This is a genomic window from Streptomyces cahuitamycinicus (assembly GCF_002891435.1).
GTDB classification, from domain to species: domain Bacteria; phylum Actinomycetota; class Actinomycetes; order Streptomycetales; family Streptomycetaceae; genus Streptomyces; species Streptomyces cahuitamycinicus.
In genome coordinates, this window is the sequence record NZ_POUC01000195.1 from 1 (window position 1) to 14234 (window position 14234).

Annotated in this window: 9 protein-coding genes; 2 read left to right on the forward strand and 7 right to left on the reverse strand. The window is 70.9% G+C overall.

The window, feature by feature from the left end; genetic code table 11:
• Positions 1–94 precede the first annotated feature (94 nt).
• Positions 95–2137 carry a glycoside hydrolase family 31 protein gene (locus C1J00_RS24270; RefSeq protein ID WP_102911174.1) on the forward strand — a complete coding sequence of 681 codons (2043 nt, stop codon included), beginning with the start codon at positions 95–97 and terminating at the stop codon, positions 2135–2137.
• Positions 2138–2247: 110 nt separating this feature from the next.
• A complete protein-coding gene (locus C1J00_RS24275; protein WP_102911175.1) occupies positions 2248–3435 on the forward strand; it encodes a sulfotransferase family protein in 1188 nt (395 codons plus the stop codon).
• A gap of 29 nt (positions 3436–3464) precedes the next feature.
• Here C1J00_RS24275 and C1J00_RS24280 read toward each other — a convergent pair whose 3' ends face one another.
• From C1J00_RS24280 to C1J00_RS24310, 7 genes are all read right to left on the reverse strand, one after another.
• Positions 3465–4178, reverse strand: a complete 714-nt coding sequence (locus C1J00_RS24280; RefSeq protein ID WP_102911176.1) for a glycoside hydrolase family 12 protein — start codon at positions 4176–4178, stop codon at positions 3465–3467.
• Between the two features lie 35 nt (positions 4179–4213).
• Entirely contained in the window at positions 4214–6406 is a 2193-nt protein-coding gene (locus tag C1J00_RS24285) for a glycosyl hydrolase family 95 catalytic domain-containing protein (protein WP_102911177.1), read from the reverse strand.
• On the reverse strand, positions 6403–8370 hold the full coding sequence (locus C1J00_RS24290; RefSeq protein WP_102911178.1) for a beta-galactosidase: 1968 nt from the start codon (positions 8368–8370) through the stop codon (positions 6403–6405). Before C1J00_RS24290 ends, C1J00_RS24285 begins: the two co-directional genes overlap by 4 nt.
• The gene (locus tag C1J00_RS24295; protein WP_102911179.1) at positions 8370–10568 is read right to left on the reverse strand and encodes a sialidase family protein; all 2199 of its coding nucleotides are present in this window, start codon (positions 10566–10568) and stop codon (positions 8370–8372) included. Before C1J00_RS24295 ends, C1J00_RS24290 begins: the two co-directional genes overlap by 1 nt.
• A 112-nt stretch (positions 10569–10680) precedes the next feature.
• A complete protein-coding gene (locus C1J00_RS24300) occupies positions 10681–11616 on the reverse strand; it encodes a carbohydrate ABC transporter permease (RefSeq protein ID WP_102911180.1) in 936 nt (311 codons plus the stop codon).
• Positions 11613–12647, reverse strand: coding sequence for an ABC transporter permease (locus C1J00_RS24305; RefSeq protein ID WP_102911181.1), 1035 nt, complete (start codon positions 12645–12647; stop codon positions 11613–11615). The genes C1J00_RS24300 and C1J00_RS24305 overlap by 4 nt, the downstream gene beginning before the upstream one ends.
• 27 nt (positions 12648–12674) lie before the next feature.
• A partial coding sequence (locus tag C1J00_RS24310) for an extracellular solute-binding protein (RefSeq protein WP_102911182.1) occupies positions 12675–14234 on the reverse strand: 1560 nt, incomplete at its 5' end.

A 14234-nucleotide genomic window follows, 5' to 3' on the forward strand; every position in this document is an offset into this window, starting at 1 on the left:
CCACCGCCCTCCTCCCAGGGCACCCCCATGTCCGCACACCTCTGTGTCCGCACACTGTCGTCTGCACTCCTCCAGGAGCACAGGAGCCCGCCACGTGAATCAGCCTGCCGAAACCCAGCCCCAGGTGAGCCTGGCGCAGTCCTCCCCCACCGTCGGCACCTTCCGCGAGAGGGACGGCGCGCTGGAGTGGAGCGGCCGCCAGGAGACCCTCCGGATCGAGCCGTGGGGTCCGGACGCGGTCCGGGTGCGCGCCCGGCTCGGCGGCCCGGTCCTCGAAGGACTCCCGGGCGCCCTGCTCGACGAGGCTCCCGCGACGCCGGCCACGGTGAAGGTCGAGGACGGCCGGGGACTGCTGACCGTCGGAGCGCTCACCGTCGAGGTGAGCGCCGAGGGTCAGATCCGCTTCCTGCGCACGGAGGACTCCGCCGAGATCCTCGCCGAGGACCGCGCCCACTTCTGGTGGCCGGGCCCGCGCCTGTACACGGCCGTCGGCAACGGCCACCACCGCCTGGAGCAGCGCTTCGCCGCCTACGACGACGAGAAGCTGTACGGCCTCGGCCAGCACCAGCACGGGCGCCTGGACCAGAAGGGCCTGGTGCTGGACCTGGTCCAGCGCAACGCCGAGGTCGGCATCCCGGTGCTCAGCTCCAGCCGCGGCTACACCCTGCTGTGGAACAACCCGGCGATCGGCCGCGTGGAGCTGGCGCACAACGGCACCCGGTGGGTCGCCGACTCGGCCCGGCAGATCGACTACTGGATCACGGCGGGCGACCCGGCCGGCGGCCAGCGCCGCTACAGCGCGGTGACCGGCCGCAGCCCGATGCTGCCGGAGTGGGCGGCGGGCTTCTGGCAGTGCAAGCTGCGCTACCGCACCCAGGACGAACTGATGGAGGTGGCCCGGGAGTACAAGCGGCGCGGGCTGCCCATCTCGGCGATCGTCTGCGACTTCTTCCACTGGACGCACCTCGGCGACTGGAAGTTCGACCCGAAGGAGTGGCCGGACCCGGCGGCGATGGTGCGGGAGCTGGAGGAGCTCGGCATCAAGCTGGTGGTGAGCGTCTGGCCGTCGGTGTCGCCGCTGAGCGAGAACCACCCGGTCCTGGAGCAGCGCGGCTGGTTCATCGGCACCCAGTACGGCCCGATGGCGCACGCCGACTGGCCGGACAAGGAGGTCGCGTCCACGGTCCAGGTGGCCTTCTACGACGCCACCAACCCGGAGGCCCGGGAGTTCGTGTGGTCGAAGGTCAAGGAGAACTACCTCGACCCGTACGGCATCACGGCGTTCTGGCTGGACGCCTGCGAGCCGGAGCTGAAGCCCGGCTTCCAGGAGAACCTGCGCTACTGGGCGGGCCCGGGCCTGGAGGTCGGCAACGCCTACCCGGCGGAGAACGCCCGCACCTTCTACGAGGGCCTGGCGGCCACCGGCGAGGAGGAGATCGTCACTCTCAACCGCTCGGCCTGGGCGGGCAGTCAGCGTTACGGTGCCGCCCTGTGGTCCGGTGACATCGGCACGGACTTCCCGACGCTGCGCCGCCAGATCGCCGCCGGTCTCAACACGGCCCTGTCGGGCATCCCGTGGTGGAACACCGACATCGGCGGCTTCCACGGCGGCGACCCGGACGACCCGGCGTACCGGGAGGTGATGGTCCGCTGGTTCCAGTTCGGCGCGCTGTCCCCGCTGATGCGGCTGCACGGCTTCCGCGACCCGGGCATGCCACTGGGCCCGGAGATGACCGGCGGCCCGAACGAGGTGTGGTCGTACGGCGAGGAGGCCGGGGCGATCCTGGAGCGGTACCTGCGGCTGCGTGAGCGGCTGAAGCCGTATGTACTGGACGTCATGCGGGCGGCCCACGAGGAGGGCCTGCCGGTGATGCGGCCGCTGTTCCTGGAGTTCCCGGACGACCAGGCGGCCTGGTCGGTCGACGACTCCTACCTGTTCGGCCCCGACCTGCTGGTCGCCCCGGTGCTGACGGCCGGCGCGACCGCCCGTACGGCGTACCTGCCGGCGGGGGCGTCCTGGACGGACGCCTGGACGGGTGAGACGTACGAGGGCGGCCGGGCCGTGACGGTCGACGCCCCGCTGGACCGCATCCCGCTGTTCCTGCGGGACGGGGCACGGCTGCCCGTAGCGGAGTAGCCGCGTCGGAGGGGGTGGCCGGAGCGATGGAGGTCTTCCGGCCACCTCCTTTCGCTGATTCGGCCAACTTCGGCCCCTTCAAAGCGAGTTCGAGAGGGTAGGTTTCCCGCGTGTCCTCGTCTCCGCTCGCCCTCACCCTCGCCAATGTGCTGCTGCGGCCCACCTTCGGCTCCCGCCGTGCCCCCGGCCGGATCTTCGACCGACTCGTGGTGGAGGCCGGGGAGGCTCCGGGAGACCGGGAGTTCGTCGACGGCTTCCGGGCCCTGCTGGGCTGGTGGGCGAAGGCCGAGAACCTCACGCCGGTCGGCTGGCAGGCCGCGCAGTCGCACGTCAGGCGGCAACTCGCCAACCGGGCGCGGGTACGGCGGCTGATCGCCGAGCACCCGGAGATCGAGCGTGAGCCCATCGAGAAGCCGGTGTTCGTCGTGGGGCTGCCCCGCACCGCGACCACCGTCACGCACTCGGTGCTGTCGCTCTCCGAGGAGCACCGCAGCCCTCTGCTGTGGGAACTGCTCGCCCCGGCCCTGGAGTTGCCGCCCCGGCAGCGGCGCAGGGCGATCACGGCCGGGCGCCGGATGGTGCAGGGCACGGACCTGTTCGCGCCGCGCTTCCGCGACATCCACGCGATGGCCGCCGAGGGCCCCGAGGAGTGCACGTTCGCGCTGCCGCACGCCCTGATGCCGTTCTCCCAGGCGCGCATCCCGGAGTACCGGGCCTGGCACTGCGCGCGGGACTTCACCGCCGACTACCGGTACCTCAGGCAGGTCTACCAGGTGCTCCAGTACGGCCGTCCGCGGCGGCGCTGGATGCTCAAGTCCCCCATGCACCTGGAGAACCTGGACGCGCTGCTGACGGTGTTTCCCGACGCCACGATCGTGTGGTGTCACCGCGACCCGGTGACCGTCGTGGCGTCCTTCTGCTCCCTGATCGAGCACGGCATGGCCGTCAGCACCCGCCCCGTCGACCTGACCGGCATCGGAGCCACCTGGCTGGAGCTGCTGAGCCGGGCCATGACGCGCGGTCTCGCGGCCCGGGCCGCCATCCCCGCGCAGCAACTGGTGGACGCCCCGTACTCCTGGCTGGGCTCGGACCCCGCCACCGGCGCCCCGAAGCTCTACGCCGCTGTCGGCGCCCGGTGGACCGAGGCCGACGCGGCCCGGCTCCCCGCGGCCGTCGCCCGCCCGAAGGGCACCCGCAAGCACAGCTACGACCTGTCCCGCTACGGCCTGACCCGCGCGGAAGTCGAGTCGGCGTTCGCGGAGTACGACGCGCTGCGGGCCGAGGTCGACCGCCCTTGACGGCGGCCGGCCCCGGCCCGGGTCCGGCGTCAGCTGCTGCTGACGGACATGCTGTTGGTGCGGAAGTCCAGGCCGCCGGACGACGAGGTGATCTCGAAGCCGAACTGGACGTCACCGATCGTCTCGTTGCCCATCCAGCGCTTGGTGTCCTTGATCCACTTCAGGATCGGCAGGATGTTCACCGTGCCGGAGCTGGAGTTGGAGGTGCGGATGAACGAGAACACCTGGTTGGCGCCGTTGGTGCCCTTGAAGACGTTCCAGGAGTGGCCGCCGAGGCTGACGCTGCCCTGTGAGGTGCCGATCGGGCCGACGGCTCCGGTCTTGTTGACCCAGAGCATGATCTCGTAGTCGTGGTCCGTGTCCCAGATGTCGTACGACGTGTTGTACGCGCCGGACGACGGGACGCTGACGTTGTAGCTGCTGGAGAGCGAGCCCAGCGAGGTGATCGACTTGTTGATCGCCTTCGTCTGGTTCGGGTAGGACTTGATGCCGCCGGTGTTGGGGTGGTTGGCGTTGACACCCCAGTTGGTGCCGGAGTTGGCCCAGATGCACTGGGCGCCGGCGCCGCCGCCCCAGATGTTGTTGTAGAGGGTGTAGCCGTTCAGGCTCGTGTTGGCCCACTGGCCGCAGGAGTTCCAGACGGCTGCCGAGGCGGGGGCGGAGGCGAGGCCGATGGTGACGCCGAGCGCCAGGGCGGGAGCCAGCAGGGCCTTGGTGACCCTGCCGAGCGTGCGTGATGCCATGGTGTCCCTTCCATGGGGTGGGGGGATGGGGGGAACTACCACGTCCTCAGGGTGAGGACGTGGTCCTCTCCGGCGACGAGGTGGAGGGATTCTGCACCGGAGGAAGTGCGGAGTTCGACGCGGTGGGTGCGACCGGGTCTGATGACGGCGGTGGCACCGTCCCGCGTCCACGTGAGGTCGAGTTCGGCCCCGAACCGGGTGCGCACACCGCGCAGGGCGCCTTCGGGGTACGCCGCGGGCGGCGCGGGCAGCAGGACCAGCCGGTCGGGGGTCGACTGGACGAGCATCTCGATCAGCACGGCGGGCAGGGTGTGCGCGGCGTCGGCGTTGTAGACGTCGCGCTTCGGGTAGTGGGCGCTCATCAGTGAGGCGTGGAAGAAGTCGCCGTCCAGGACCTGGCCGAGGGCGTGGGCGACGCGGTCCGCGTCCCGGAGCCGGGCCGCGACGAGGGCGTGGTGGAGGTGGCCGTGCGCGGAGTCGTTCTCGGCGCCCCGCAGTTCGAGGGCGCGGTGGGCGGCGGCCGCGAGCTCGGGGGTGTCGTAGGGGGTGATCTCGTCGAGCGGCCAGACGCCGTAGAGGTGGCTGAGGTGGCGGTGGTCGTAGGAGTCCGCGAGGCCGGGCCAGGCCCATTCGGCCAGGGCTCCGTCCTCGTTGATCCGGTGCGGTGGGAGGCGGTCGGCGAGGGCGTTCCAGCGGGTGGCGTCCGCGGTGCCCGGGTGGTAGGCGGCCGCGGTGCGCAGGGCGTGGCGGGCCGCGGAGAGGTCCATGGCCGCGTTGAGGGTGCCCCAGCTCGCGTTGGCGGGCCGGTTCTCGGGTGAGTAGGAGGGGACGACGACGAGGTGGCCGTGCTCGTCCGTGCGGGTCAGGAAGTCCTCGTAGAACAGGGCGGCTTCGGCGAGGGCGGCGGCGGTGCGGGGGTCGCGGGTGCCGTGGGTCTCGTCGTGGTCGGCGAGCGGCTTGAGCAGCCAGTCGGCGCCGGCGGTCCACAGGTGCAGCGGGTACTCGCGGTTGTAGTGGTAGGAGTGGCCGGACTCGCCGTCGGTGTGGGCGGGGGCGACGGCGCCCCGGGTGCCGAAGATCGCGTGGGCGTTGTCGCGCCAGTCGGGGAGCTGGCGGTGGATCAGGTTCGCCAGGGCCTCGGTGACCTCGGGGAGGGCGCCGGCGGCGGCCGAGGCGGTCTGGAGGCCGAGGTTGGCGTCGTTGGTGAACGCGCCCGACCAGGCCGTGTCCCAGTCGCCGGTCCACAGCCCTGTCAGACGGGGCGGGCACAGGCCGCTGGAGGACAGCAGGTGGTAGCGGCCGGCGGCGAAGAGCCTCTCCAGCAGGGCCGCGCTGCGGGGCTGCTGGAGCAGCTCCGATCCCGGCAGGGCCCGTTCGGCGGGGTCGGCGGCCAGGTCGAGGGTGACGCGCTCGTAGGCGGGGCGGTGGAGGGCGACGTGGCGGTCGAGGAGCTCGTCGTACTCCGTGGGCAGGTCGCTCAGGGCGCGGCCCTCGGCGACCACGTCCAGTTCGCCGGTGTGCCGGTGCACCCGGGTGAGGAGCAGCACGGACGGGGCGCCCTCGATGTGCACGCCCGGCGGTACGAGGGCCGACGTGCCGCCGTTGACGGTGATCCGGGTGACGCCGGTGCAGGCCAGGTCGCTGTCCGGGTAGCGGGCGCGCAGACTCAGCAGGGCGCCCTCGGGGGTGAGGACGGCTCCGTGGCCGATGCCCAGTGCGGCGGGGACGCCGGGCAGCCGGGGGTCCAGGTCGATGTCGAGAGTGAGGCCGGGGCCGGTGACCTGCTGGACGATCACGTCGTCGGCGCGGGAGACGAAGACGCGGCCGGCCCACCCGGCACAGGTCGTGCTCACCACTCCGGTGGTGAAGTCGACGTCCCGGCGGTAGTCGTGGCAGGCGTCGGCGGGCCGCCCCAGCCGGACCTGGAAGGCGGGGTGGAAGGGCTGCACCCACTGGAGCGGGCGGCCGTCCGTGAAGTCCTCGGCGGCTCTCGTGTCGCCCGCCAGGAGGCGGTCCTGGAGCCCGGGCAGGTCGTGGGCCAGCTGCGGGGGCCGGGGGTCCCGGCCGTTCGGCCGTACCAGGGTGTGGTGCGTGACGACGACCCGCTCGGCGTGCGGGTCGCCGGACACCAGGGCGCCGTGCCGGCCGTTGCCGCTGAGGAAGGCGTCCTCCCAGCGGGCGGCCGGGTGCGGCTCCCAGGTGCCGTGGACGGGGGCTGAGACGGTCATGGCCGCAGCACCGCCGCCTCGTAGCGGCCGAGGGTGACCCGGTCGGTGACGTCCGTACCGGTCAGCAGGTCACGGTGGGTGCCGGGAACCTCGACGGTCACCGTCTCGCGGCCGTGGTTGAGCACGAACAGCACCTCGCCCCGGCGTACGGCCTCGACCTGCTCGGGGAGCCCGTCGAGCACCGGCCGGACGCCCACGCCGCCGGCGATCGAGGCCAGCAGCCCGCGCAGCGCCTCCGGCTCGGGGAGCGTGGAGACGTACCAGGCCCGGCCCTTGCGCAGGACGGCGGGCAGTCCGTCGAGTTCGCCGCCCTTGTAGGGGACGCTCTCCTCGGCGGTGCCGTCTCCTTCCAGTTCCTCGGACCACAGCGTGCCGCTGAAGCCCTCGCAGGCGACGGTCTCCCCCTCGTCCAGCGGCCACCACTCGTGCAGCGTGCGGATGCCGAACAGCTCGCGCAGCCGGGCGTCCATGCCGCCGGGGCGGACCCGGTCGTCCTCGTCGGCGACGCCGGTCTGGAACCCGCAGACGAGGGTGCCGCCCTGCTCTGCGTAGGCGAGGAGGTTGTCGACCGCCGCGTCGGTGAGGGCGTACAGCTGCGGCACGACGACCAGCGCGTACGGCGTCAGGTCGTGCTCGGGGTGGGCGAAGTCGGTGGTGAGGTGCGCCTGCCACAGGGCCCGGTGCCAGGCGCGCAGGACGTCCGGGTACTCCACCCGGCTGGACAGGCGGCCGTCCTGGGCGCCGGCCCACCAGGCGTGCCAGTCGTGCAGGACGGCGACCTGCGCGGTGAGATGGCGGCCGGTCACCTCGGGCGCGATCCGCTCCAGGTCGGCGCCGAGCCGCTTGACCTCCTGGTAGGTGCGGCCCTCCTCCCCCGCGTGGCTGACCATGCCGGAGTGGAACTTCTCCGCGCCCTGCCGGGACTGGCGCCACTGGAAGTAGCAGACGGCGTCGGCGCCCCGGGCCACGGCCTGGAGGGACCAGAGCCGGTTGAGGCCGCGCGGCTTGGGGTGGTTCACGCCCCGCCAGTTGACCGGCCCGGCCGCCTGCTCCATCAGCATCCAGGGCCCGCGCGCCTGGGAGCGGGTCATGTCCTGGACCAGGGCGCCGTTCTGGGCGCCGAGGGGGTCGCGCGGGTCGGGGTAGAGGTCGACGGAGACGACGTCCTCCTCCTCCGCCCAGCGCCAGGCGTCCTGGCCGAACCACAGCGGCATGAAGTTACTGGTGACAGGGATGTGCGGGGTGTGGCGGCGCACGATGTCGCGCTCTGCGGCGTAACACTCCAGGAGCATGTCGGAGGTGAAGCGGCGGAAGTCCAGCACCTGGCCGGGGTTGCGCAGGTAGTGCGGCAGGCGGGGCGGCAGGATGCCGTCCCAGGTGTCGTAGCCCTGGCTCCAGAAGGCGGTGCCCCAAGCCTCGTTGAGGGCGTCGAGCGTGCCGTACCTCTCGCGCAGCCAGCGGCGGAAGGCGGCGGCTGCCTCGTCGCCGTAGTCGTAGGTGCAGTACTCGTTGTTGATGTGCCACATCGTCAGGGCCGGGTGACCGCCGTAGCGGGCGGCCAGGTCCTCGGTGATGGCGGCGGCGTAGCGCCGGTAGGTGGCGCTGGAGTGTGAGAAGTGCTGCCGGCCGCCCCACCACTCGGTGCGGCCGTCCTCGGTGACGGGCAGCGTGTCGGGGTGCAGGCGGCCCATCCAGGGCGGGGGCGAGGAGGTGGGCGTGGCGAGGACGACGCCGATGCCGCTGTCGTGCATCAGGTCCATCAGCGTGTCCAGCCGGCCGAACTCCCGTGCCCCCGGCTCCGGTTCGAGCGTCGACCAGGAGAAGACGCCGAGGGTGACCGAGTTGACGCGGGCGGCCTTCATCAGCCGGACGTCCTCGTGCCAGGTCTCCTCGGGCCACTGCTCGGGGTTGTAGTCGCCGCCGAACAGCAGCCGCCCCCTGGTCACATCGCTCAGGTCGGGCATCAGGCGGGCTCCCCGTACTGCACGCCGCGGCCGTTGGTGGCGATGTAGACCCGGCCGTATACACGCGGGTCGCCGGTGATGGCGGCGCCGGTCCAGCCCCACTGGTGCCGGTCGTCGTTGATCCGCGTCCAGCTCTTCGCCTCGTCGTCGGAGCGGTACACGGCGGTGATGGTCTCGGTGGAGCCGACCATGTAGACGGCCGGGTACGAAGCGCCCTTGGCGGCCTTGCCGAAGCCGAGGGTGTACGAGGCCCAGCAGCTGCCGACCTTGGTGAAGGTGGCGCCGCCGTCGGTGGAGCGGTACAGCCCGTTCCACTTGAGGCTCAGCCACAGGTGCCCGGAGCGCCCGGGCGTGACGGCCAGCTGGAACTCGGTGTCCCCCGAGTTCAGGCCCGTGGCCCGCGCGGTGAAGGTCCGGCCGCCGTCGGTGCTGGCGTGGAGCGTGCCGGTCGTGGTGTCGAAGGCATAGAAGCGGGCCGGGTCGACGGGGTCCGCGACGGGGACGGCACCCTTCGGGAAGGAGACGACCTCCGACCAGCCGGCGCCGTTGTCCGCCGAGCGGTAGCCGGGGTTGGCCGTGCCGAAGGACCACAGCAGCACGCTGCCGTCGGCGTTGGTGGCGATCGGGCCGGGCGCGGTCTTGGCGACGTCCGGCTGGGCCTTGAAGGGGGCCCAGGTCTTGCCGCCGTCGTTCGAGAAGGCGCCGTTGCCGTTGTCCCCCCAGCCGGACCGGACCACGTACGTCGGCTTCGCGGCGGCCAGCGACAGGCCCGTCGCCGTGCCGAACACGGGGTTCGACGCCATGCCGCGCGACGGGGAGGCGGTGAGCCGCTCGTGGTACATCACGCCGATGTCACCGGACCCGCTGAGCAGGTGCGCCTGACCGGTCGGGGGCGAGACCAGCTGACGGATGGACGCCTCCTCCACACCGCGGATCTGCGGGGCCCAGCGCTTGAGGTCGCGGGTGCCGTAGAGGGTGGCGCCGGTGCCGTAGACGACGTGCCGGGAGTCGTAGGGGTCGAGGGCGACGGCCTGGATCCACCAGCCGAACTTGGGCTCGTCCCCGCCCCACTTGAGGTAGGGCGTCTCGGACACGTCGAAGACGGCCTTGGCCTTCAGGGACGTCCAGGTGCGGCCACCGTCGGTGGAGCGGAAGACGGTGTCGATGTCGGCCCAGCGGTTGTTGGTGGAGACGACGAGCGTGCCCGGCCGGCGGGCGTCGACGGCGACACCGCCGTAGCCGAAGGAGTCGGCGGAGCCGTCGGCCGTCGTGCCGCCCGGCTTCACGGGCGTGACATCGGTCCACTTCCCGCTCGTGGTGCGCAGCCTGTGCACGCTGCCGTCGGACTGGCCGTTCGGGCCGGGGGCGTTGGCGTACGTCACATACAGCTCGCGCGTGTGCCGGTCGTACGCGGCCCGGATCGGCACCTTGGCGGCGGTGCCGGCCGGCTGCCCCGGCACGGCTTCCCATGTGGTGCCGTCGGTGGTGCGGTAGAGGTTCGCGGAGGTGCCGTCGGAGTCGCCCCAGCCGGCGTAGACGCTGCGGCCGGCGGCGACCAGGAGCGTGATGCCCTGGCCGGTGGCGCCGGGGGTGGCCGGGAAGGCGGCGGCCTGCCAGGTGGCGCCCCGGTCGGTCGACTTGAGCAGCCCGTCGTGCCGGGTGCCGAGCCACAGGGTGTCGCTGTCCCGCGGGTCGACGAGGAGTCGCTCACCGCAGCCGCGCCCGTCCTCGTTGGCGCCGAGCTTCACGGTGAGGTCGGTGCGCTGCCAGGTCGCGCCGCGGTCCTCCGAGCGCAGCACGGCCCCGTTGCCCGCCCAGGACTGCGCGTACGTGCCGAGGGAGAGGTACACCCGGTTCGGATGCGCCGGGTCGACGGCCATGGCCTCCACGCCGAGCAGGTTCCAGTCGTCCCAGCCGATGTGGTCGGTCAGCGGGATCCACCGGTCCCTCCGGTCGTCCCAGCGGTAGGCGCCGCCGATGTCGGTGCGGAGGTAGGCGAGCCCCTTGACGGAGGGGTGGAAGAGGACGCCGGTGATGAACCCGGTGCCGCCCTGGACGGCGTTGCGCCAGCGGTACCCGTTCTTCGCGGGGGTGGCGGTGGCTTGTGCGCGCCCCTGTGTCAGTGGCAGGGAGACGACCGCGGCGGCGACCGCGGTCCCGGCCAGCACGGAACGTCTGCTGAGTTGAAACGTGCTCATGACATACCTCGTTCATGCAAAGAGGGGGGAAGTGGGTGCCCTCCGGGGCGCGGGGAACTACGCGACAAGCCACGAAGCAGCCCCGGACGACGAACAACCGGCAGCGCTACGGTCAGCCCTTCACGGCGCCTGTGAGCATGCCCTTCTTGAAGTGCCGCTGGACGAAGGGGGACAGGACGGCGACGGGCAGGAGAGCCATCACCATCACAGCCATCTGCACGGCGAGCCCCGACAGCTGACCGGTCTTGATGGCCTGGCCCAGACCGACCGGCGCCTCCTGCTTCTGCACGAGCTGGATCATGACGTTCTGCAGCGGCATCATGTCCTGGTCGTTCAGGTAGAGCGACGCGTTGAACCAGGCACTCCAATACCCGACGGCGTAGAACAGCGTGATCACCGCGAGGACGGCCCGTGACAGCGGCATGACGATCTGCCGGAGGATGCGGAAGTCTCCGGCACCGTCGATGCGTGCGCTGTCGATGAGTTCCTGCGAGATCCCCATGAAGAAGCCGCGCAGCACCAGGATGTTGAAGACGCTGATCGCGCTCGGCAGGATCAGCGCGAGATAGCTGTCCATCAGGCCGAGGGACTGCACGAGCAGGTACGTGGGGATGAGGCCGGCGCTGAAGAACATGGTCGCCAGCAGCGTCATCAGGATCCAGCGGTGGCCGAGGGTTCCGCTGCGGGAGAGACCGTAGGCGCACAGCACGGACACCGCCATGGAGAACAGCGTGCCGACCAGGGTGACGAGGACGCTGATGATCGCGGCGCGGGTGACCTGGCCGCCACTGAGCAGTTCCCGGTACGCGATGAAGGTGATGCCCTTGGGCACCAGCACCAGGCCGCCCGCCTCGTCGATGGTCTTCCGCGAGGAGAGGCTGGTGACGATCACGATCCACAGTGGGAAGAGGATCGCCAGGCAGGCGAACGACAGGGCGATGCCCTTGCCCGCGAGGCCGGCCCTGGAAGGCTCCTCCTCCCACGCGGGGCGGGGCGGGGCGGCCCACGGGCGCGGCTTGTTCGCCGGTTTATCGATGACGGCGGTCACTTCTTGTACACCCCCTGCTCGCCCATGAGATGGGCCACCTTGTTCGCGGCGAGGACCAGGCCGATGCTGACCACGCCCTTGATGAGACCGGCGGCGGCCGCGTAGCCGAAGTCCTGGTTGCGCACGCCGTTCCACCACACGAAGGTGTCGAGGACCTCTCCCGCCCCCGGTCCGACGGCATCGCGTTGCAGCAGGATCTGCTCGAACCCCACGGTCAGGGCGTCGCCGACGCGCAGCACGAGCAGGAGCGCGATCACCGGCCGCAGGGCGGGCAGCGTGACGTGCCACATGCGGCGCCAGCGTCCGGCGCCGTCCATCGCGGCGGCCTCGTAGTGGTCCGGGCTGACCGACGCCAGGGCGGCGAGGAAGACGATGATCCCCCACCCGGCGTCCTTCCACACGCTCTCCGCGGTGAGCAGGAACGGGAAGGTGCCCGGGTTGGTCATGATGTCCAGGCCGTCGTACCCGTTCTCCCGCAGCAGCTGGGAGAGCATCCCCGCGCCGCCGAACATCTGCTGGAAGACGGCGATGACCAGCACCCACGAGAAGAAGTGCGGCAGGTAGAGCACCGCCTGCGCGACGGCCCGCACGCGGGGCCGGACCACGCTGTTGATGAGCAGCGCGAGCAGGATCGGGATCGGGAAGAACAGCACGAGCTGGACGAAGAACAGCACCAGCGTGTTCTCGACGGCGTTCCAGAAGGCCGAGTCCTCGAAGATCCGCTGGAAGTTCTCCAGGCCCACGAAGGGGCTGTTCAGCATGGAGATGATGCCGTTGTCGCTGATGTAGGGGTCGTACTCCTGGAAGGCGACGACGTTGCCGAGGATGGGCAGGTAGTTGAAGACCAGCACCAGCAGGACGGTCGGCAGCGTCATGAGGACCAGGACGCGATCGCGTCGGAACCTGTGCCGGAAGCTCAGCTTGCCCGCAGGTGGCTTCTCCCGGGCACCGGTGGCGTCACCGGACGCCACCGGGGTCTTCTCGGGCGTTCCGGCCTCGGTGCTGGTCCGAGGCACCGTGCTGTGGGACACGGCAGTTCTCCTTGCCTCAGAGCCTGATCAGCTCGCCGCCGAGCCGTTCTCGTCGAGAAGCTTCTGGTACCAGTCGCGCAGCTTGTCGCCGCCCTTGCTCTTCCAGTCGGAGACGGCCTGCTGCATGTCGCTGATCTTCTTCCGGCCGCGGACGATGTCGTCCTCGAGTTGCTCGAAGTCGTTGGAGAGGTTGGTGTACCGGGCGGGCTCGGTGATCTGCATGCCCCAGAAGGAGGACTTCTTGGCGAAGGCGCCCATCCGCTGCTGCCACTCGACCTGGCCCTTGGCGACCTCGGGGAAGTCGGGGTGCGCGATGGTCGCGGCAGGGCTCGCGACCATGACGTAGGCGTTCAACACCTCGTTGTTGCCCTTGTCGGACTTGACGGGGACGCCGTCCTTGACGGTGTAGTGAGTGCCTTCGACGCCGTAGTTGGTCATCATGTATTCCTTGGTGCCGTACGGCGCCGCGGTGACGTTGGCGACGGCCAGCACGTCTCGGATGACCGACTCGGAGGCCTTCTTGCTGATGAAGGCGAAGATGCCGGCGGGCTGATCGGCCCACAGGATGGGGTCGCCGCCGTCATGGCCCCAGACGTCCATGCCCCAGATCTTGAAGTCCGGGTTCTGGGTGGCCTGCTCAGCGGTGCGGCTCCACCACTGGGAGATGTTGTTGGGGTAGATCAGGAACTCACCCGCCGCGAACTTGGGACCCGGGTCGGGGGCGTTCTTGCCCATCTTGGAGTCGGGGTGGACGACCCCGGCGGCGAAGAGCTTGCGGGACCACTCCAGCGCTTCGAGGAACTCCTCGGTCTCGATGCGGTAGACCAGCTTGCCGTCGACGAGGTTCCAGCCGAGCGGCTTCTCGCTGCCCGAGAGCACACCGAAGGCCTGGAAGGCGGTCCACTTCATGTCCAGGCAGGCCCACCGCTTGGCCTTGGCGTTGGTGATCTCCTTGGCCAGGGCCATGAACTCGTCGCAGGACTTCGGGACTTCGTAGCCCTCCTTCTCGAAGATGTCCTGCCGGTACAGGGGCACCATGGAGGGGGCGGACGGCGCCGGCATCGGCAGGCCCCGCAGCTTGCCGCCGAAGATGGAGCGCCGCCAGGCGTCGGTCGGGATCGCCGCGAGGTTCGGGTACTCCTTGACCTTGTCCCCGGACAGGTAGGGGCCGAGGTCGGCGAACTTGCTGATGATGGCGCTGGGTATCTTGCCGCCCATGTTCCACCCGGGCACGACCACCACGTCCGGGACGTCGCTGGAGGCGAGGACCGCGCCGAGCTTCTGGTCGTAGGTGTTGCCGTCCTGGTTCTGCCAGACGACGTCGACGCCGATCAGGTCGTTCATCGCCGTGTAGTAGGCGTTGCTCTGCTTCGGCGGCGAGCCCCAGAACGGCGCCATGACGGTGACCTTGCCGCCCTTGCCGAGCTGCTTCGGGACCGAGGTCTTGAGGGTGGAGAGATCCAGCTTGCCGGTGAAGCCGATGGCCGAGCCGTTCTTGGCGGGGACGTCCGGCTTCACCACGTTGGTCGCCACGTACGCCGGCAGGATCTTCTTCGCGTCCTTCCCCGACGTGGTGCCGTCCTGCCC

Bases quoted from the DNA above. Each gene is read 5' to 3' on its own strand.
- C1J00_RS24280 (WP_102911176.1), bottom strand. From the start codon at position 4,178: ATGGCATCACGCACGCTCGGCAGGGTCACCAAGGCCCTGCTGGCTCCC.
- C1J00_RS24285 (WP_102911177.1), bottom strand. From the start codon at position 6,406: ATGACCGTCTCAGCCCCCGTCCACGGCACCTGGGAGCCGCACCCGGCC.
- C1J00_RS24290 (WP_102911178.1), bottom strand. From the start codon at position 8,370: ATGCCCGACCTGAGCGATGTGACCAGGGGGCGGCTGCTGTTCGGCGGC.
- C1J00_RS24295 (WP_102911179.1), bottom strand. From the start codon at position 10,568: ATGAGCACGTTTCAACTCAGCAGACGTTCCGTGCTGGCCGGGACCGCG.